General features: G+C 72.3%; 17 protein-coding genes. 9 read left to right on the top strand and 8 right to left on the bottom strand.

The window, feature by feature from the left end:
• Window positions 1–24: 24 nt before the first annotated feature.
• Both ABZT87_RS22155 and ABZT87_RS22150 read left to right on the top strand, forming a co-directional pair.
• Window positions 25–1,428: a cobyrinate a,c-diamide synthase gene (locus ABZT87_RS22155; protein WP_355137843.1), complete on the top strand. Its 1,404-nt coding sequence runs from the start codon at window positions 25–27 to the stop codon at window positions 1,426–1,428.
• On the top strand, window positions 1,425–1,994 hold the full coding sequence (locus tag ABZT87_RS22150) for a GNAT family protein (protein WP_354858796.1): 570 nt from the start codon (window positions 1,425–1,427) through the stop codon (window positions 1,992–1,994). Before ABZT87_RS22155 ends, ABZT87_RS22150 begins: the two co-directional genes overlap by 4 nt.
• Before the next feature lie 9 nt (window positions 1,995–2,003).
• Here the strand turns inward: ABZT87_RS22150 and ABZT87_RS22145 are convergent, their stop codons facing one another.
• Window positions 2,004–4,133: a transglycosylase domain-containing protein gene (locus tag ABZT87_RS22145; protein WP_354858798.1), complete on the bottom strand. Its 2,130-nt coding sequence runs from the start codon at window positions 4,131–4,133 to the stop codon at window positions 2,004–2,006.
• 122 nt (window positions 4,134–4,255) lie between these two features.
• Between ABZT87_RS22145 and cobC the strand changes: the two genes are divergently transcribed.
• The 3 genes from cobC to cobA are packed head-to-tail and all read left to right on the top strand — an operon-like array spanning window position 4,256 to window position 7,690.
• Complete coding sequence (gene cobC / locus ABZT87_RS22140) at window positions 4,256–5,338, top strand: Rv2231c family pyridoxal phosphate-dependent protein CobC (RefSeq protein WP_355137841.1); 1,083 nt, start codon at window positions 4,256–4,258, stop codon at window positions 5,336–5,338.
• Window positions 5,338–6,417: a nicotinate-nucleotide--dimethylbenzimidazole phosphoribosyltransferase gene (cobT, locus tag ABZT87_RS22135; RefSeq protein WP_355138220.1), complete on the top strand. Its 1,080-nt coding sequence runs from the start codon at window positions 5,338–5,340 to the stop codon at window positions 6,415–6,417. Before cobC ends, cobT begins: the two co-directional genes overlap by 1 nt.
• Before the next feature lie 40 nt (window positions 6,418–6,457).
• Complete coding sequence (gene cobA, locus ABZT87_RS22130; RefSeq protein ID WP_355137839.1) at window positions 6,458–7,690, top strand: uroporphyrinogen-III C-methyltransferase; 1,233 nt, start codon at window positions 6,458–6,460, stop codon at window positions 7,688–7,690.
• Between the two features lie 319 nt (window positions 7,691–8,009).
• Here the strand turns inward: cobA and otsB are convergent, their stop codons facing one another.
• The 4 genes from otsB to ABZT87_RS22110 form a co-directional block, all read right to left on the bottom strand.
• A complete protein-coding gene (gene otsB / locus ABZT87_RS22125; RefSeq protein WP_355137837.1) occupies window positions 8,010–10,616 on the bottom strand; it encodes a trehalose-phosphatase in 2,607 nt (868 codons plus the stop codon).
• Complete coding sequence (locus tag ABZT87_RS22120) at window positions 10,613–12,013, bottom strand: trehalose-6-phosphate synthase (protein ID WP_355066161.1); 1,401 nt, start codon at window positions 12,011–12,013, stop codon at window positions 10,613–10,615. The genes otsB and ABZT87_RS22120 overlap by 4 nt, the downstream gene beginning before the upstream one ends.
• Window positions 12,014–12,156: 143 nt before the next feature.
• On the bottom strand, window positions 12,157–12,480 hold the full coding sequence (locus ABZT87_RS22115; protein ID WP_354858808.1) for a hypothetical protein: 324 nt from the start codon (window positions 12,478–12,480) through the stop codon (window positions 12,157–12,159).
• Between the two features lie 58 nt (window positions 12,481–12,538).
• Entirely contained in the window at window positions 12,539–12,823 is a 285-nt protein-coding gene (locus ABZT87_RS22110; RefSeq protein WP_355137835.1) for a hypothetical protein, read from the bottom strand.
• A gap of 213 nt (window positions 12,824–13,036) precedes the next feature.
• Here ABZT87_RS22110 and ettA point away from each other — a divergent pair, with 213 nt between their 5' ends.
• The 4 genes from ettA to ABZT87_RS22090 all read left to right on the top strand — a co-directional run bounded on the left by ettA (window position 13,037) and on the right by ABZT87_RS22090 (window position 16,604).
• Window positions 13,037–14,713, top strand: a complete 1,677-nt coding sequence (gene ettA / locus ABZT87_RS22105; RefSeq protein WP_355137833.1) for an energy-dependent translational throttle protein EttA — start codon at window positions 13,037–13,039, stop codon at window positions 14,711–14,713.
• The gene (locus ABZT87_RS22100; protein WP_354858814.1) at window positions 14,713–15,159 is read left to right on the top strand and encodes a thioesterase family protein; all 447 of its coding nucleotides are present in this window, start codon (window positions 14,713–14,715) and stop codon (window positions 15,157–15,159) included. Before ettA ends, ABZT87_RS22100 begins: the two co-directional genes overlap by 1 nt.
• On the top strand, window positions 15,156–15,887 hold the full coding sequence (locus ABZT87_RS22095; protein WP_355066167.1) for a hypothetical protein: 732 nt from the start codon (window positions 15,156–15,158) through the stop codon (window positions 15,885–15,887). Before ABZT87_RS22100 ends, ABZT87_RS22095 begins: the two co-directional genes overlap by 4 nt.
• A 132-nt stretch (window positions 15,888–16,019) precedes the next feature.
• Window positions 16,020–16,604, top strand: a complete 585-nt coding sequence (locus tag ABZT87_RS22090) for a YbjN domain-containing protein (protein ID WP_234582140.1) — start codon at window positions 16,020–16,022, stop codon at window positions 16,602–16,604.
• 33 nt (window positions 16,605–16,637) lie between these two features.
• Here the strand turns inward: ABZT87_RS22090 and ABZT87_RS22085 are convergent, their stop codons facing one another.
• The 3 genes from ABZT87_RS22085 to ABZT87_RS22075 all read right to left on the bottom strand — a co-directional run bounded on the left by ABZT87_RS22085 (window position 16,638) and on the right by ABZT87_RS22075 (window position 19,808).
• Window positions 16,638–17,027 carry a globin gene (locus tag ABZT87_RS22085; protein ID WP_354860608.1) on the bottom strand — a complete coding sequence of 130 codons (390 nt, stop codon included), beginning with the start codon at window positions 17,025–17,027 and terminating at the stop codon, window positions 16,638–16,640.
• 108 nt (window positions 17,028–17,135) lie between these two features.
• On the bottom strand, window positions 17,136–18,515 hold the full coding sequence (locus ABZT87_RS22080) for an MFS transporter (RefSeq protein ID WP_354860607.1): 1,380 nt from the start codon (window positions 18,513–18,515) through the stop codon (window positions 17,136–17,138).
• A 234-nt stretch (window positions 18,516–18,749) separates the two neighbouring features.
• On the bottom strand, window positions 18,750–19,808 hold the full coding sequence (locus ABZT87_RS22075; protein WP_355138218.1) for a mechanosensitive ion channel family protein: 1,059 nt from the start codon (window positions 19,806–19,808) through the stop codon (window positions 18,750–18,752).
• Between the last annotated feature and the right edge of the window lie 141 nt (window positions 19,809–19,949).

The following is a 19,949-nucleotide window of genomic DNA, read 5'->3' as shown; positions in this document are numbered from 1 at the left end:
GCCGCCGCCCGCGAGGAGTCGATGATGACCGTCGTGCCGCGCCTGGTGCTCAGCGCACCGTCCTCCGGGCACGGAAAGAACGCGCTGGCGATCGGGCTGCTCGCCGCCCTGGCCGAGCGGGGTGTCGACGTCGCCGGGTTCAAGCTCGGCCCGGATCATGTCGACGCCGCGTACCTCGGTCTCGCCGCCGGTCGGCCCGGTCGGGTGATCGATCCCCGGCTGGTCGGCGTCGACCGGCTCGCCGCGCTTGTCGCACACGGCGCCGCGGGTGCCGCGCTCGCCGTCGTGCAGGGCAGCATGGGCCTGTACGACTCCGTCGGTGGCCGCCCGGAGCAGGAGTCCACGGCCGCCGCGGCCACCGCGCTGCGCAGTCCGGTGGTGCTGGTGGTCGACGTGGCCGCGATGGGGCAGTCGGTGGCCGCTTTGGTGCACGGTTTCCGCTCGTACGACGAGCAGTTGTGGCTGGGCGGGGTGATCCTCAACCGGGTGGCGTCGTCCCGGCACGAGGCGATGCTGCGCGAGGCGCTGGACGACGTCGGCGTGCCGGTCTACGGCGCGCTGCGTCGCCAGGACCTGCCGGCCGTGCTGCCGTCGCGCCGGCACGGGGTGGCGCCGGTGGTCGACTCCTCGACCGACGCGGTCCGTGCGGTGCGCCGGCTGGGCGAGGCGGTCGCCGCCACGGTCGACCTGGAGCGGCTGCTCGGGTTGGCCCGTTCCGCTCCGCCACTGCCGGCGGCGGCCTGGTCGCCGCAGGAGGCGCTCGGCGAGCTGGTCGTCCCGGCGCAGCGCCCGCTGGTGGCGCTGGCCGGCGGGCCGGGTGGCAGCTTCAGCCACCCGGAGACCGCGGAGCTGCTGTCGGCCGCCGGCGCCGAGGTGGTCACTGTCGATCCGCTGCGCGACGAGGCGCTGCCGGTGGGCACCCGCGCGCTGGTCGTCGGGGGTGCGTTGCCCGAGTCGTACGCCGAGCAGCTGTCGGCCAACCGGCGGCTCTGCATCGCGGTGGCCGAGCTGGCCCGCACCGGCCGGCCGGTGGTCGCCGAGGGCGCCGGCCTGCTGTGGCTGGCCCGGGAGCTGGACGGGCTGCCGATGTGCGGTGTGCTGGACGCGGTGGGTGTGAGCCGCGACGGCCTCGTGGTGGGCTACCGGGAGGCGACCGCCCAGACCGACAGCGTGGTCGCCGCGCGCGGCACGGTGGTCGTCGGGCACAAGGTGCACCGGGCGGTGCTCACCCCGCGCGCCGGTCAGCGGCCGGCCTGGAGCTGGGACGGCGGCACGCCGGAGGGTTTCGTGTGGCGCAACGTGCACGCCTCGCAGCTCACCCTGCACTGGGCGGGACACCCGGCGACCGCCGCCCGGGTGGTGGCGGCGGCGGTCAGCGAGCCAGCAGCCGACGCGGTGCCCGCGCAGCCTCCCGTGGTGCCCGCGTGATCGGTGAGTTGGCGGTCCGCCGGTTTCCGGCGTTGACCGTCTCCACCCCGCGTACCGAGGTGCGTCGGCTCACCGCGGCGGACGCGTCGGCCGCCGGGGAGATCTTCGCCGACAAGCTGACCCGGCGGTGGCTGCCGCTGGCCGACGACTCCGGCCCGATCGACGGGCACGCCTGGTGCACGGATCTGGCCCGGCAGCGGCGCGACAGCGGCGAGGGCGACCACTACGCGGTGGTCCGCCGGGAGGACGACCAGATGGTCGGCTCCCTCTGGACGCGTCGCACCGACTGGGGCGCCCGGCTCACCGAGGTCTCCTACGCGATGGCCCCCCACGCGCGGGGCTTCGGCCTGGCCGCCGAGGCGGTGGACGCGGTGGCCATCGCGCTGATCCTGGAGCACGGCTTCCAGCGGGTCGAGCTGCGGGTGGCACCCGGCAACCTGGCGTCCCGCCGGGTCGCCGAGAAGGCCGGCTTCAGCTACGAGGGGCTGCTGCGCAACGCCGGTTTCGTCGGCGGTGGCCGGGCCGACCTCGAACTGTGGTCGTTCGTGGCCGCTGATCTGCGCTGATCCGCGCCGTCATCCCACGATGGCGTCCGACGGTGGCGTGAACTGGCGGGTCGGCGTGCCCTTCAGGCCGTCGCGCAGGGTCTCGGCCACCGCCGCGATCGGGATCTGGGACTGCCCGTCACCGACGGCGTTGAACGGGTTGTCCGGGTCGGAGATGAAGCTCGCCGCGGCCAGCTCCGGGGTGTAGCCGACGAACCAGGCGGACCGGGTGCTGTCGGTGGTGCCCGTCTTGCCGGCGACCGGGCGGCCGACCGTACCCCGCACGCTGTCGGCGGTTGACCAGCCGCCGCAGCCGCCGCGTGCCGGACTGTCCCCGGTCGGGCAGCGGGCGGCGTCGGTGGCCGCCCGGGCGGCGTCGGCGCTGACCACCTGGCGGCAGCGCGGCTTGGCGACCTCACGGTGCAGACCGCCCGGAGTGGCGTACGTGGCCGGGGTGCCGTCCCGGTTCATGATCGCCTGCACCGGGATCGCCTCGCAGTAGCGGCCGTCGGCCGCGACGGCGGCGTAGGCGTTCGCCATCTCCAGCGGTGTGGCGTCGGAGACGCCCAGGGTGAACGCGCCCCACTTCTTGGCCTTGCCCGGGGACGCCTGTTCCCGGTCGACGTCGGTGCGCCAGCGCAGCCCGAGCTGTTCGGCCAGCCGGACCGCCCGGTCCGCGCCCACCTTCTCCTCCAGCCACACGAAGTACGTGTTGACCGACTTGCCGAAGCCGGACCACATGGTCTGTTGCCCGGTCATCGCGCCGCTGGCGTTGGAGGGCGCCCAGCCGTCGTAGACCGACGACTTGTAGCGGTACGGGGCGTTGAACGAGGTGGACAGCGTCATCCCCGAATCCAGCGCGGCCAGCATCGGGAACATCTTGAACGTCGACCCGGCCTGGTAGCCCGGCAGGTCGCCGCCGCCGAGCAGCGGCGCCACCGTGTTCGGATAGTTCGCCTTCACCTTCGGCCCGGCCTCCGGGTTGGAGCTGGGTGGGTTGTCGGCCAGGTCCAGGGAGTAGTTCCGGTTCACCGCCATCGCCTTCACGCGCCCGGTCCCCGGCTCGGAGACCACGATCCCGTTGGCGAACGGGCTGCCGGTGCCCTCCTTGGCGCCGACGTTCTTCTCCGCCGCCTCCTGGATCTTGGGGTCGAGGCTGAGCACGATGCGGTAGCCGCCCCGACGCAGCTTGTCCATCCGCTCCAGCCGGTTGGCCCCGAACGCGGGCTGCGAACTCCACCAGTTCTTCAGGTAGTCGCAGGCGAAGCCCCAGCTCCGGTACTTCTCGATGAGCGAGGCGCAGTCGCTCGGCGGGGTGGTGAGCTTCAGCCGGATCGGCTCGGTCTTCGCGGCGGCGGCCGAGTCGGGGGAGAGGTAGCCGAGCTGGCTCATCCGGTCCAGCACGTAGTTGCGCCGCCCGGTGGCGTCCTTCTGGTCGGTGTCGGCCGGGTCGTACTCGGAGGGGGACTTGACCAGCCCGGCGAGGGTGGCCGCCTCGACCGGGGTGAGGTCCTTCGGGGTCTTGGAGAAGAAGATCTCGCTGGCGGCGTAGATGCCGTACGCCCGGTGGCCGAAGTACGCGGAGTTCAGGTAGCGCTCGAGGATCTGCTCCTTGCTCAGCTCCTTCTCCAGGTCCAAGGCCATGCGCATCTCCTTGACCTTGCGCAGGCTGGTCTGCTGGGTGGCCTCCTGGACCTCCTTCGGGGTGTTCGCGCTGTCCCGCAGGGCCATCCGGACGTACTGCATGGTCAGTGTCGAGGCGCCCTGGGAGCCGCCGGAGCGGGCGTTGGACACGAAGGCGCGGGCCACGCCCTTCGGGTCGACGCCGTGGTGCTGGTAGAAGCGGTTGTCCTCGGCGGCGACGATCGCCTGCTGGATGTTCGGCGACATGTCCGACAGCTTCGTGTACTGCCGGTACTCCTCGTAGAACATGGTCAGCACGGTCTTGCCGTCCGGGGCGTAGAGGTAGGAGGTCTCGGCGGGCAGGGCGGTGGTCAGCAGTCTGGTCTTCTGCTCCGTGGCGTGCGCGGTGGCCTTCGCGCCGAGCCCGGTGAAGGCGACCACCGGGTACGCGACGGCGGCGATCACGATGCCGGCGATGAGCCCGGCGCGGAGAAGAGGAACGAGTCGACCAGCGGCGGCAAGGGGTCGGTTGCTCACGTGGCCAAGTTATGACATTTCCGATTCGTACATGAGAAGAACTCATAAACCCGCGAGGTGGTGACATGGCTTACGCCGACATCGACTGTCCCGCCGGCCACCTTCCCGGCAGGATCGCGGACATGCGCGATCAGTCTGCTGCCATCACCCCGCCCACCAGGGCCGAGCCGGACCTCGCGCACCACGGCGACGCCGAGGTGGGCGCCGGGCTGATCGACCTCGCCGTCAACGTCCGCCAGACGCCACCGCCGGCCTGGCTGGCCGACCCGATCGCCGCCACCCTCACCGACCTGGCCCGCTACCCCGACCCGGCGCCGGCCCGCGCCGCCGTCGCCGCCCGGCACCGGCGTCACCCGGACGAGGTACTCCTCACCGCCGGCGCCGCCGAGGGCTTCGTGCTGATCGCCCAGGCGCTGCGTGGCATCCGCCGACCCGTGGTGGTGCACCCGCAGTTCACCGAGCCGGAGGCGGCGCTACGGGCCGCCGGCCATCCGGTCGAGCGGGTGCTGCTGGACCCGGCCGACGGGTTCCGGCTCGATCCGTCCCTGGTGCCCGACGACGCCGACCTCGTGATGATCGGCAACCCGACGAATCCCACCTCGGTGCTGCACCCCGCGCGGACCGTGGCCGCGCTCGCCCGTCCCGGCCGGGTGCTGGTGGTCGACGAGGCGTTCGCCGACACCACCGGCGGCGCGCACCCCGGCGAGCCGGAGTCGCTGGCCGAGCGGCGGGATCTGCCCGGGCTGCTCGTCCTGCGCAGCCTCACCAAGACGTGGGGCCTGGCCGGCCTGCGGATCGGCTACCTGCTCGGCGCCCCGGAGCTGCTGTCCCGCCTGGCCGCCGTCCAGCCGCTCTGGGCCGTCTCCACGCCCGCGCTGGCCGCCGCCGCGGCCTGCGCCACCGGAGTCGCGGTCGAGGCCGAACGCGCGATCGCCGCCGACCTCGCCGCCGACCGCGACCACCTGGTCGCGCGCCTGGCCGACCTGCCCGGCGTACGCGTCGCGGGCCGCCCGGCCAGCGCGTTCGTCCTGCTGCACCTGCCCGACGCGAACCGGGTCCGAGAGGGCCTGCGCGACCGGGGCTGGGCGGTACGCCGGGGCGACACCTTCCCCGGGCTCGGCCCGGACTGGCTGCGGGTGGCGGTACGCGACCGGAACACCACCGACGCGTTCATCGAGGTGCTGCGCGAGACCATGGAGGCATGATGCTGGAGACCACGATTTCGGCCATCCGGCCACTCGACGAGGCGGCGATGGCCGCCGCCCGCGAGCTGCACGGCCGGCTGACCAAGCCGCCGGGCTCGCTGGGCCTGCTGGAGGATCTGTCGGTACGCCTCGCCGGGCTGGCCGGGGCCTGCCCACCGCCGGTGCCCGAGCCGGCCGCCGTGGCGATCTTCGCGGGCGACCACGGGGTGCACGCCCAGGGGGTCAGCCCGTGGCCGCAGGAGGTCACCGGGCAGATGATCGGCAACTTCCTGGCCGGCGGTGCGGTCGTCAACGCGTTCGCCCGCCAGGCCGGCGCCTCGGTCACCGTGGTCGACGTCGGGGTGGCCACCCCGCTGCCCGTCCCCGAGGCTTCCGGTCCGGCCGACCCGTCCGCGCCCCGACTGGTCACCGCCTCCGTGCGCCGAGGCACCCGGGACCTCACGGTGACCGCCGCGCTCACCCGGGACGAGGCGCTGGCCGCGGTGCGGACCGGCATCCGGATCGCCGACGAGCTGATCGACGCCGGGGCGGGCATCCTGCTCACCGGGGACATGGGCATCGGCAACACCACCCCGGCCGCCGCGCTGATCGCCGCGTTCACCGGCGTCGACCCGCTCGACTCCACCGGCCGGGGCACCGGGATCGACGACCCGACGTACGCCCGCAAGGTGGCCGTCGTGCGGGCCGCGCTGGCCCGGCACACGCCCGATCCGGCCGACCCGCTGGGCGTGCTCGCCGCCGTCGGTGGCCTGGAGCACGCCGCGCTGGCCGGGCTGATCCTGGGCGCCGCGGCCCGCCGTACGCCGGTCCTGCTGGACGGCGTGATCGCGGTGTCGGCGGCGCTCGCCGCCGCCGCGTTCGCACCGGACGCGGTCGCGGCCATGGTCGCCGGGCACCGCTCGGCCGAGCCGGGCGCGACGGTGGCGCTGCGGCATCTCGGCCTCGACCCGCTGATCGACCTGGGGCTGCGCCTCGGCGAGGGCACCGGCGCGCTGTTGGCCCTGCCGGTGGTCACCGGCGCGGTCCGCGTGCTGCACGACGTGGCCACCTTCGACTCCGCCGGGGTGGCCGAGAAGTGACGGTGCCCAACGAGCGGGCGGTCCGGCTCGGTGGTGCGGCGTGAGCGCCAGCCCGTACCCGCTCGGCCTGCGGCTCGAGGGGCGACGTGTGGTCGTGGTGGGCGGCGGTGCGGTCGCCACCCGGCGGGTGCCGGCGCTGCTGGATGCCGGCGCGGACGTCCTGCTGGTGGCCCCGGAGCTGACCCCGGCGCTGCGGGCCCGGGTGGACGCGGGTCGGCTGCACTGGGTGCCGCGCCGGTTCGTGCCCGAGGACCTGGACGGGGCCTGGCTGGTCCAGGTGGCGATCGACGATCCGATGGCGGCGGCTGCGGTGAGCGCCGTCGCCGCCGAACGGCGGATCTTCTGCGTCCGGGCCGACGACCGGACCGCCGCCACGGCCTGGACGCCGGCGGTGACCCGTCACGGCCCGGTCACCGTGGCGGTGCTCGGCGGCGGAGATCCTCGCCGCGCGATGACCGTCCGCGACGCCATCCGCGACCTGCTCGCCGTGCGCGTCGCTGCTCCGACGCGGGTCCGGCCCGACGCCGAGGCGACGACCGGCGCGACCGCCGGGCGGGTGGCGCTGGTCGGGGCCGGCCCGGGAGACCCGGAGCTGATCACCGTGAAGGGTTGGCGGTTGCTCACCGAGGCCGACGTGGTGGTCGCCGACCGGCTGGTGCCGGGTCTGCTCCTGGACGAACTCCGCGCCGACGTCGAGCTGGTGGACGCCTCGAAGATCCCCTACGGTCCGTCCCGGGCCCAGGAGGAGATCAACCGGATCCTGGTCGACCGGGCCCTGGCCGGCGCCGTCGTGGTCCGGCTCAAGGGCGGCGACCCGTACGTCTTCGGCCGTGGCGGCGAGGAGCTACTGGCCTGCGCGGCGGCCGGCGTGCCGGTGACCGTCGTCCCGGGAGTGACCAGCTCGATCGCCGCTCCGGCGGCGGCCGGGATCCCGGTCACCCACCGGGGGGTGGCGCACGAGTTCACCGTCGTCTCCGGCCACGTGGCACCCGACTCGCCGGCCTCGCTGGTGCGCTGGGACGCCCTCGCGGGCCTGCGCGGCACCCTGGTGATCCTGATGGGGCTCAAGAACCTCGCCGCCATCGCCGAGACCCTGATCGCGCACGGCCGGTCGCCGCAGACGCCGGCCGCGGTCGTTCAGGAGGGCACCACGGGCGCCCAACGGACGCTGCGGTCCACGCTCGGCGCGGTGGCCGCCGACGCGCTCACCGCCGAGGTGCGCCCGCCCGCGGTCGTGGTGCTCGGCGACGTGGTGGGTGCCCTCGACGGGTGACCGGTGGCACGGTCCACCCGGGCGCGGAGCGGCCCCGGGCGGTGCGGGCGGCAGAGCGGACCCCGGGCGGTGCGGGCGGCGGAGACCGGCTGGTCCCCGCGCGCGTCCTTTGCTCTGCTTCAACCGACGCAACACCCAGAAGGCGTTTGTGTTGCGTGGAGTGAAGCAGAGCAAAGGACGCGCAGAGGGCGACGCGAGGGCCGTGACGGCGGCTCTCGGGTGACCGGTACCCGCCGGTGGGGTTCGACCGGCCGGCGTCGGCCGAATGACGAAGGGCCGGAGCAGCGCTGCCCCGGCCCTTCGTCGAACTGACTGTCGGCTACTGCTTGAGCATGTTGTCGAGCAGCAGGGCGCAGCGGATCAGCCCGAGGTGGCTGTACGCCTGCGGGTGGTTGCCCAGGCCGCGCTCGGCGAGCGGGTCGTACTGCTCGGGGAGCAGGCCGGTCGGGCCGGCGGTCAGCACCATCTGCGCGAACAGCTCCTCGGCGTCGGTGCGGCGGCCGGTACGCAGGTACGCCTCGATCAGCCACGCCGTGCAGATGTGGAAACCGCCCTCACGGCCGGGCAGGCCGTCGTCCCAGTGGTAGCGGTAGACGACCGGGCCGCTGCGCAGGTCCGCCTCGATCTTCAGGACGGTGGACAGGAAGCGCGGGTCGTCACCCGGGAGCAGGCCGGAGAGGCCGATCCAGAGCGACGAGGCGTCCATGTCCTCGTCCCCGTACGCGACGCTGTACGCCTCGACGTCGTCGTGCCAGCCGTGCTCCAGCACGTTGGCGCCGATCCGGTCGCGCAGGTCCTTCCACTCCGGCCGGTCCTCGCCGCCGTGCTGGCGCATCACGTGCAGCGCCCGGTCGACGGTCATCCAGCACATCACCTTGGAGAAGACGTGGTGCCGGGGTGGCAGCCGCGCCTCCCAGATCCCGTGGTCGGGCTCGTGCCAACGGCGGCGAACCGCCTCGACCATGTTCTCCAGGACCCGCCACTCGTCGTCGCGGACCGAGCCGCGCGCGTCGGCGACCGCCGCGATCAGGTCGGCGATCGGGCCGAACACGTCGAGCTGGAGCTGGTGGTTGGCGAGGTTGCCGACCCGGACCGGCCGGGAGCCGGCGTACCCGGGCAGCGTGTCGATGACCGCCTCAGCGCCCAGCTCGTAGCCGTCGATGGTGTAGAGCGGGTGCAGTCGCTCCGGGTGGCCACCGGTGCGCTCGATGCAGCCGTCGACCCAGCGCAGGAACGCCTCGGCCTCCTCGATGGACCCGAGGTCGACCAGCGCGCGGGCGGTCAGCGCGGCGTCACGCAGCCAGCAGTAGCGGTAGTCCCAGTTGCGGACGCCGCCCAGCTCCTCGGGGAGGGAGGTGGTCGCCGCGGCCAGGATCGAGCCGGTGATCTCGTGGCAGAGCCCGCGCAGGGTGAGCGCGCTGCGGGCCACCAGGTCGCGGGAGGTGGACGGCAGCCGCAGCGAGGCCACCCAGTCCTTCCACGGCTGCTCGGCCGTGGCCTGCCGCTCGTGGATCGGCACCCGGTGGTGCTCCAGGCTGTGCGTGCCGAAGCGCAGCTCCAGCACGACCTGCCCGCCGGCGGCCGACAGGTCGACGGTCGCCTTGGCGGTCTCGTACCCACCGTCGTTGTTGACCTGCCACTCGACCCCGGGGGAGTAGAGGGCGACCGGTTCGTTCGAGCCGAGCACCAGCAGGCCGTCGCCGAGCGGCTGCAACTGCACGGCGACCTGACCGAACTCGGGGCGCGGGGCGAACTCCACCCGGACCCGACCGCTGCCGGTGAGCACCCGGACCAGGGTCGAGTCGCCGGTGACCACCGCCGGGCCGTCCGGCGTCGTCTCGCGGGCCGGCTTGTCCAGCCAGTCGGTGACGGTGAGCCCGGACCACCGGGTCTCGACGGTCATCGTGCCGGAGCGGTAGCGCTGGCCCAGCGGGATGCCCCCGCGCTCCGGGGCGACGCTGAAGTGACCGGCCGGGCTGCCACCGACCAGGTCGGCGAAGATCGCCGCCGAGTCCGGCTTGGGGTGGCAGAGCCAGCTGACCTTCGCCTCCGGCGTGAGCAACGCGACCGTACGACCGTTGGCCAGCATCGAGTGCCGCTCGATCGGCACCGCCCGCTCGCCGAAGAGCCAGTGGCGGCGGGTCTCCAGCAGCAGCCCGAGCGCGCGGGCTGCCTCGATGGGCTCGGCCACCCGGAAGCCGGCCTTGGTCTCGCCGGGGCCGATCTTGATGCCGAGGTCCGGCCCGTGCAGGTTGCCGAAGGCGTTCTCGTCGGTGACGTCGTCGCCGATGAAGAGCACCGCGCTGGCCGAGAGCTGGGTCCGGAGCTGGTCGACGGCGGTGCCCTTGTGGGTGGCCACCACGGACAGCTCGATGACCTCCTTGCCCTGCGTCACCGTGACGCCGTCGAAGGTGGCCGGGCCGTTGCGGACCGCCTCGATGGCCGCGGCGGCGACCTGCGGGTCGACGCCCCGGGTGTGCACCGCGACGCTGGCCGGCTTGCGTTCCAGCCGGATGCCGGGGTGTTCGGCGGCGATCTCCCGCAGCGCGTTGCGCACCTGGGTGCGCACCGCGACCAGCTCGGGGGAGAGGCGCTCGACGAAGCCGATGTCGAACTCGGAGCCGTGACTGCCGACGAGGTGCACCTCGCTGGGCAACCGGGAGAGCGCGGCAAGGTCCCGCAGAGCCCGGCCGGAGACCACGGCCACGCTCGTCTGCGGCAGCGCGGCGAGCGCGCGGATCGCCGCAACCGACTCGGGCAGCGGTACGGCGGTGCTCGGGTCCTCCACGATCGGCGCGAGTGTGCCGTCGTAGTCGCAGGCGATCAGGAGCTGCGGAACCCGGGCGATCCGGCCGATGGCGGAGCGCAGCTCGGGGTCCAGCACCCCCGTGGTGATCGCCGCTCCGTCGGTGACGGACGTGTTCACGCGGCCTCCGCCTCGGGAACTCCGAGTTCGGAGAGGAAAGACTTGGCCCAGTGCCCCACGTCGTGGGTACGCAGGTGACGTTGCATTGTCCGCATCCGGCGGCGTGCCTCGGTTTTCTCCACGTGCACGGCCCGGAGCAGGGCGTCCTTGACCGCGTCCGGGTCGTGCGGGTTACACAGGAAGGCCTGGCGCAGCTCCGTTGCGGCGCCAGCGAACTCGCTGAGCACGAGCGCACCGCCCTGGTCGGCGCGTGATGCGACGTACTCCTTGGCGACGAGATTCATACCGTCTCGCAGCGGGGTCACCATCATCACGTCCGCAGCAACGTACATCGCGGCCAGTTCACTGCGACTGTACGACTGATGGAGGTAATGCACGGCCGGCACGCCGACTCGGCCGAATTCGCCATTAATGCGACCAACTTCGCGCTCTACCTTGACCCGAAGTGCCTGGTAGTGCTCGACGCGCTCGCGGCTCGGCGTGGCCACCTGCACCATAACGGCGTCCGGAACTGTCAACTTTCCGTCAGCGAGCAACTCGCGGAACGCCTTGAGCCGCAACTCGATGCCCTTGGTGTAATCCAGCCGGTCCACGCCCAGGATGATCGTCTTCGGGTCGCCCAGCTCGGCGCGGATCTGCTTGGCCCGCGCCTGGATCGCCGGGTCGGCGGCCATCCGTTCCATCTCCTGGGTGTCGATCGAGATGGGGAAGGCGCCCGCCTTCACCTGTCGCCCGTCGACCTGGATCATCTGCCCCTCGTAGCGCAGGCCGAGGAGGTGCCGGGCCAGCCGTACGAAGTTCTGCGCGGCCAGCCGCTGCTGGAAGCCCACCAGGTCCGCGCCGAGCAGACCGCGCAGGATCTCGGTGCGGAACGGCATCTGCATGAACAGCTCGATCGGCGGGAACGGGATGTGCAGGAAGAACCCGATCCGCAGGTCCGGACGCAGCTCGCGGAGCATCGCGGGGACCAGTTGGAGCTGGTAGTCCTGCACCCAGACCGTCGCGCCCTCGGCCGCCACGTCCGCCGCGGCCTCCGCGAACCGCGCGTTGACCAGGCGGTACGCCTCGCGCCAGCGCCGCTTGTACGCCGGTGTCTCCACGGCGTCGTGGTAGAGCGGCCAGATCGTCGCATTCGACTGGCCCTCGTAGTAGCGCTCCAACTCCTCGGCGCTCAGCGGCACCGGATGCAGCCGGATCCCCTCCAGGTCGAACGGTTCGGGGGCGGCGCCGGTGCCGCCGGCCCAGCCGACCCAGGTGCCATGCTGTTCGGCGAGCACAGGATGCAGCGCGGTGACCAGCCCGCCTGGGCTGCGTCGCCACTGCCGTCCCTCGGGTGTGCTCACCTCGTCGACCGGCAGACGGTTTGCCACAACGACAAAGGAGCTACGGACGGTCACGATCGGCCACCTCCGGGTGCTGACGGGTCCACCGCGATGAGCGTACTGAGCGTAGCTGCGGCGTCTTGTGCCCCGTGCCGGAGTCTCCTACCCGCCTCGGTCTGGCCGAATCCTACAGGTGATCTTGTCGACAGCCGTGGCGGTCAGAGATCGATGATCGGCCACTCCTTGGGCAGTACCTCACCAAGCAGTTCCCGCCGATCCGTCATGATCGGTACGACCGCTCGGGCTGCCGCTTCGATCGCAACCTGGGCGAGATCGATGCTGCCCAGGAGGCGGGACCAGCCGCCCAGGATGGGGCACATGTTGTGATCGACCGGCGCGACAACTACAGCTTCGAGATCGGAGACAATGTCCAGCAACGGCCAGCCGTCGCTGGACACTCGGCGATATGCGGCTGTCAGGCACATGGCCGGAATGATCACGGACTCCCGGCGGTAGGCAACCTTGGCGATCTGGATGCCCACAGCCGGCTCTCCTTCGGAGTAGGCCAGCAATGCGGTGGTGTCGAGTACGAGTCCCGCGTCAGTCACGAACCTGTAGCCGTCCCCGCGACGCCTCGTTCAGCAGCGCGGCGGCCTTGGCGCGCAACTCGGGAGTTATTGCCTGGCGAGCCTCATCCAACTTGCGCCCGGCCTCCTCGAGGCCCTCGTCGGTGATCTTGAAACCGATCTGCTCCAGAATCCGCCGGGTTCGTTCACCGACCATTCGTTGGCGGATGCTCTCCGTCACGAAGGCGGACACGTTGGGCTCGGTGGCCAGCCGTTCTGCGACGTCGTCCGGGATGCTGATGGCGATCTTTTTGGTCACACTCAAGACGGTAGTGAGTTATACCGACTCCGGCAATGCGGCTCGCCGGCGTACTCCTGGGGCGGGGTGATGTGGGCGAAGCGCGCCGTACCTGTCAGGATTGACGATGGCGTGCGCGCGGCCGGCTCCCGGCCGGCGGCGGCGGGTGCAGGTCCCAGCCCGCGCCGCGCCGCCGACTCAGGCGACAGCAAACCGACGGAGGTAGCCCGCACCGTGGCCCAGTACATCTACGTCCTGGAAAAGGCGCGCAAGGCGCACGGCGACAAGGTCGTGCTCGACAACGTCACGTTGAGCTTCCTGCCGGGGGCCAAGATCGGTGTGCTCGGTCCGAACGGCGCCGGTAAGTCCAGCCTCCTCAAGATCATGGCAGGGCTGGACAGGCCGAGCAACGGCGAGGCCCGACTCATGCCCGGCTACACCGTCGGCATGCTCGCCCAGGAGCCCCCGCTCAACGAGGCCAAGACCGTGCTCGGCAACGTCGAGGAGGCGGTCGCCGAGACCAAGGCCAAGCTGGAGCGGTTCAACAAGATCGCCGAGCAGATGGCGACCGACTACACCGACGAGCTGATGGAGGAGATGGGCAAGCTCCAGGAGGAGCTCGACCACCTCGACGCCTGGGACGTCGACTCCAAGCTCGAACTGGCCATGGACGCTCTGCGCTGCCCGCCGCCGGACGCCGACGTGACCCAGCTCTCCGGTGGTGAGCGCCGCCGGGTCGCGCTCTGCAAGCTGCTGCTGGAAGCTCCCGACCTGCTGCTGCTCGACGAGCCCACCAACCACCTGGATGCGGAGAGCGTCTCCTGGCTGGAGCAGCACCTGGCCAAGTACGCCGGCACCGTCATGGCGATCACCCACGACCGGTACTTCCTCGACAACGTGGCCAACTGGATCCTGGAGCTGGACCGGGGCCGGGCCTACCCGTACGAGGGCAACTACTCCACCTACCTGGAGAAGAAGGCCGCCCGACTGGCCGTCGAGGGTCGCCGCGACGCCAAGATGAAGAAGCGCCTCACCGAGGAGCTGGAGTGGGTCCGCTCCAACGCCAAGGCCCGCCAGACCAAGTCGAAGGCCCGCCTGGACCGGTACGACGAGATGGCCACCGAGGCGGAGAAGACCCGCAAGCTCGACTTCGAGGAGATCCAGATCCCGCCGGGCCCGCGCCTGGGCAGCACGGTGATCGAGGCGAACGGCCTCAGCAAGGGCTTCGGCGACCGGCTGCTGATCGACAACCTGTCGTTCTCGCTGCCCCGCAACGGCATCGTCGGCATCATCGGCCCCAACGGCGTCGGCAAGACGACGCTGTTCAAGACCATCGTCGGGTTCGAGGAGCCGACCGACGGCGAGGTCCGGGTCGGCCCCACCGTCTCGCTGTCGTACGTCGACCAGAACCGTGAGGGCCTCGACGGCGACAAGACCGTCTGGGAGGTCGTCTCCGACGGGCTGGACTACCTGATGGTGGGCAAGGTCGAGATGCCCTCGCGGGCGTACATCGCCGCGTTCGGCTTCAAGGGACCGGACCAGCAGAAGCCGACCAAGGTGCTCTCCGGCGGTGAGCGCAACCGGCTCAACCTGGCGCTGACCCTGAAGATCGGCGGCAACGTCATCCTGCTCGACGAGCCGACCAACGACCTCGACGTGGAGACGCTCTCCAGCCTGGAGAACGCCCTGCTGGAGTTCCCCGGCTGCGCCGTGGTCATCTCCCACGACCGGATGTTCCTGGACCGGGTCGCCACGCACATCCTGGCCTGGGAGGGTGACGACCAGGACCCGGCCAGGTGGTTCTGGTTCGAGGGCAACTTCGAGGCGTACGAGAAGAACAAGATCGACCGCCTCGGCGCGGAGGCCGCCCGGCCGCACCGGGTGACCTACCGCAAGCTGACCCGCGACTGATGTCCGACCGGTTCGTCTACCACTGCACGCTGCGCTGGTCCGACCTGGACGCGTACGGCCACGTCAACAACTCGCGCTTCCTCACGCTCTACGAGGAGGCGCGGGTGGCGTTGATGTTCGCCGGCGGCCGGGCCTGGGGAGTGGGCTCGTTCGCCGACGGCGTGGTGATCCGCCGGCACGAGGTCGACTACCTGCGCCCGGTCGACTACGCGCTGGGTCGGGCCACCGCGGAGGCCGCGCCCACCGTCCGCATCGAGCTGTGGGTGGAGGAGATCAAGGCTTCACGGTTCACCGTCGCGTACGAGCTGTACGACGGCGAGGTGCTGGCCAGCCGTGCCCGCTCGGTGCTGGTGCCGTTCGACCTGACCCGCCAGGTGCCCCGGCGGATCACGCCCGAGGAGCGGGATTTCCTGCTCACGTACGCCCCGCAGGGCGGCGGGGCGTGACGCTGCCCGGCACCGCCGGCCCGGACCGGGTGGCGGCGTCGCCGTCCGGGCACGGCGTGACCGGCGTGGCCGACGCGGGTGCCTTCCTGGCCCGGCTGGTCCGGCTGGACCCGGCGGCGCCGGTCCGGCTGCGGCCGGCCGGCGCTCCCGGCCGGGTCGCCCTGTTCGCCCGGCTGCCCTGGCAGGTGCTGGTGGCCCGGACGGTCGCCGGTGGGGCCGCCGGAGACGTCACGGTGGGCGCCGCCGACCTGCTGGCCGAGCTGGAACGCGGTGGCGCGACGTTGCCGGCCCGCCGCGACGCGCAGTGGCGCTGGCCGCTGCCACCGGCGCGAAGCGAGCCGGTGGAGGTGCTGCCCGCAGTCGAGCTGCGGCGGATCGCCGACGCGGCGGCGGGCACCCTGCGTACCGCGAGCGAGCAGGGGGTGGCGGGCCGCGCGGTGGGTCAGCGCGCGTTGCGCGACGCGCTGCTCGACCACGTGGCCGTGCTGGTCACGCCGGACGATCCGCCGGGCCCTGCCGTCGAGGTGCCGCAGCGGCTGGTGCAGGGGCTGGTCCGGATGGGCTTCCTCGGCGCGATCGACGATCCGGCCGGTCCTGGCGCGCGCTCCGAGGTCCAGGTGCGGGTGGCGGGCCGTTGGGTGGGCCTGGTGGGACCATACGGAGCGGCCTGGTTGCAGAAGGCCACCGATCTTGCCGTGACGCCCCTCGCCACTCGTCCGAACGGATGACCCCTGCTCATTCTTCTGGGCCGGTGCGGCCGTTGGGGGGATGCTTCAACCCGGCTGTCCGGGTACCGTCCATCCTCGGATCCAACGCACCGTAGGCGGCTGGATCCGCTGGGGAGTGAGGTGCGACGAGCGATGCCGTGGTGGTCATGGCGCCCCGGTCCCGCCGACGGCGGCGATCCGGAAACCCGAAGCGGGATCACAGTGGAGAGCGCGGTCCGGGTCGGCCCGCCGAGCCCTCGCCAGCCGGGGGACGACTGCCCGGGCAGCGACCGGCCCGTACTGACCGAGATGCCGGCGACCATCGAGCCGGTGAGCCTGCGCCGCGTCTGTGACGCACTCGACCTGCTCGACGTGCGCTACCTGGCCGACGGCGACGGCAACCTGCTGGCCATGTGGGAGCGGCACGCCGTGCTGGTGACCCTCGAAGGCCCCGAGGACGAGATCCTGGTGATGCGGGCCCGCCCGCACGCCACGGTTCCGCCGGACTGGGCCGACCGGGCCTACCGGGTGGTCAACGAGTGGAACCACACCCGCCGCTTCTGCAAGGCGTACATCGGCGACCCGACCGAGCGCGGGCAGCTGCCGATCTACGCCGAGTTGCAGGTGCCGCTGGGCGCCGGCACCCACGACGCTCTGCTGGTCGAGATGCTCGACTGCGGCGCGGCCGTGGCCGCCAGCTTCGTGGACTGGCTGCACGACGAGGGCGCCCTGCTCTGAGGCGCCCCGCGGCGTCCGTGCCGGAACGCGCCGTCAGGCGCCCTCGGCCGGGTCCTCCATCACGTTGACCATGAAGTACGCGGCCCGCTCCAGATAGTCCCAGAGAGCGACGGCGAGCTGCGGCTCCAGGTCGAGCCGGTCCACCGCCTGGCGCATGTGCCGCAGCCAGGCGTCCCGCTCGGCCCCGCCGATCCGGAACGGCGCGTGCCGCATGCGCAGCCGCGGGTGCCCGCGCTGTGCGGAGTACGTGTTCGGCCCGCCCCAGTACTGCATCAGGAACAGGGTGAACCGGTCGGCCGCCGGGCCCAGGTCCTCCTCCGGGTACATGGGTCGCAGCAGGGGATCGGTGGCGACGCCGGCGTAGAACTCGTCCACCAGCCGGCGGAAGGTGGGTTCGCCGCCGACCGCTTCGAAGAGGGTCATCGACGCATCGTTACGGTCGGATTCACCTGCGGGGTTCACCGTTCCATCCTGCCAGGTGCGTCGGCCGTCGGCCCGACCCGGAGGCCGTGCGCCGGCTCACGCGGTGGATCAGGTGACCGCGTGCCGGCGGTGGCCGTCCGCGGGCCGGAGGTCGGTGCCCGCCGGCGTGCCGTCGGCGATGGTGCCGCCCGGATCGGGGGTCGGCTCGGCGTTGGCCGCGGCGGCCTTGGCGATGGCGTCGTCCACCGTCTGCTTGCCCGGCCAGCGCAGGGCGGCGATCGTCATCAGCAGCACCCCGGCGGCGCTCCAGACCCCCACCACCACCGGAATGGAGAACCGCTCGGCGAGCAGCCCGGTGACCAGCACCGCGAGACCCTGGATGACCTGGACGCCGGTGGCCATCACGCCGAACGCGCGGGCCCGGAATCCGTCCGGCAGCGCCTGGACGAAGAGCCCGTTGGCCATCGGCATCATCCCGGCGACCGCGAACCCGCACAGGGCGGCCAGCAACGCCACCACCAGCGGTGGAGGGTCGAACAGCGCCGGCACCAGCACCAGCGGGGAGAACACCGCGAGGGGCCGCATCAGGGCCAGTCGGCGGGTCGGGCCGAACAGCCGGCTCACCAGCAGCCCACCCAGGACGTAGCCCACCGGGTTGGCGACCATGATCACCGCTTGCGCGGTGCCCGGGGCCATGCCGCCGGAGGAGCCCTTGTTGGCCCAGGCCGCGGCCAGCCCCTCCGGAACGATCGAGAACAGCAGCGCGCTGAACACCAGCACCGCGATGGCCCGCAGCACCGGCGTGCCGAACACGATCTGGAACCCCTGGGCGGTCTCCCGGAGCAGGTGAGAGCGGTGCGCGCTGGTCATGGTCGCTGGCCGGTTCCGCACGCCGAGGCGGACCAGCAGCGCCGAGAGGCCGAACGTGACCGCGTTGAACAGCAGCGCGACCGTCGGGTCGATGGAGGCGACGGCGGCGCCGAGCAGGTAGCCGACGACCTGGGCCGCCTGACCGATGCTGGCGTTCAGCGACAACCCGACCACCAGCCGGTCCCCGGCGAGGATCTGTGGCATCAGCGCGGACTTCGCGGCCTGGCTCGGCGGGTTGGCGAGCGTGGCCGCGAAGATGAGCACCAGCAGCGCCGGAACGGGCAGGTCGGGGAGGGCGATGAGCAGCATCAGCGCCATCCGGATGACGTCACACGCCACCATCACCCTGCGGTACGGGTGCCGCTCGGCCAGGGCGGCGAGCAGCGGGCCACCCAGCAGCCACGGCAGGTAGCTGACCGCGAACGCGGCGGCGGAGAGCGCGACGGACCTGGTCTGCTGGTAGACGAGGAGGGTCACGGCGGCCTTGGCGACGTAGTCACCGACCCAGGAGAGAGCCCCGGCCGCGAAGACGGCCCGGAACTCGCGCTGGGCGAACACTTCGCGAAAAGTGGCCGGGCCTTCCGCGGAAGGTCGCTCGTCGGGCACCGTCGCCTCCATCGGCCCCCGGAACGGCAGCTCGTGGCGGCCGGGCCGGGAACACTCGTCAGATCTACGGATCAGCGAGGATGTGACCACGCTCCGGCGGGAACGCGTGCTCCGGATTCTGCCCGATCGTCTGACAACTAGCTAGGGCGAACGGATCGTTCGTCGCATCCCCGACTGAACGAACGGACGATACTCCAGGGGCCGGGCGGCTGGCGACCCCTGTATTGCCGGCCAGTCTCGCCGGTGTCAGGTGGCGCCGCCCTGGCCGGTCTCACCCTCCGGCGACGGCCGGCTCGACACACCGGGATAGATGCGGGCGGCGGCGATCTGCGCGGTGATCCCCGAGTTCTCCAGCGCCTCCGCCAGCCTGCGGCGCAGCTCCCGGCTCACCGCGAACTGGCCGTCGGCCGTCGTCTTCACCACCGTACGGATCACGGCGCCATCCACCGTCATCTGCTCGACACCCAGCACCTCCGGGGCCTCCACGATCTCCGGCGACAGCTCCGGGTCCAGCGCCACCGAGGCGGCGGCCGTCCGCAGCACGGCGCTGGCATCCTCCGTACCGCTGAAGCCGATCGGCAGGTCCACGACCACCAGCGCCCAGCCCTGGCTCTTGTTGCCCACCCGGATGATCTCGCCGTTGCGGATGTACCAGAGCACGCCGCGTCCGTCGCGGACCGTGGTGACCCGCAGCCCCACCGACTCCACGACACCTGTCGCCTCGCCCAGGTCGACGTTGTCGCCCACGCCGTACTGGTCCTCGATGAGCATGAAGAGCCCGGCGATCAGGTCCTTGACCAGGCTCTGCGCGCCGAAGCCCAGGGCGACGCCGGCGATCCCGGCGCTGGCCAGCAGCGGGGCGAGGTCGAAGCTGAACTCGCGCAGGATCATCAGCAGCGCGATGCCGAAGACGAACGCGGTGGTCAGGCTGCGCAGCACCGAGCCGATCGCCTCGGCCCGTTGCCGGCGGCGCTCCGGCACGAACTCGGCCGGGTCGACCGCGGCCGTGGGCACCCGCTCGCGCAGCGGCCGCAGCATGGTCGGCACGGCGCCGTTGGTGGTCGTCCGGACCAGTCGGTCGATCGTCCGGTGCAGCGCCCAGCGGGCCACCATCGCCAACGCCACTATCAACAGCACCCGCAGCGGCTTGAGCAGGATCCAGTAGCTGCCCTCGGCGAACCATTCCGACCTGGTGATCCCGTAGATCCACTCGCAGGAGGTGCTGCCCTGACAGTTCACCGACACGGCGTCGGACAGGGCAAGGGGCGTTTCGCTGGCGGCACTCACCCTGTCTTCGTACCGCAACGCTCCGGACCGGCCGCCGCCGACCCACCGGCCGGGTGAGATGCGCCCGAGCGCCGGGTCGGACCGGGGCGAACCGGCCATCGTGACAGGTGCGGGAAAGAGCTTCACGTCCGACCCCGGATTAGTACGTGCAATCCGGGG

The sequence above is a fragment of the Micromonospora sp. NPDC005237 genome (genome assembly GCF_040607775.1).
Classification (GTDB): Bacteria; Actinomycetota; Actinomycetes; order Mycobacteriales; family Micromonosporaceae; genus Micromonospora.
Note: the sequence above shows the minus strand (reverse complement) of the source record. Positions and strands in the feature narration are given on the sequence as shown.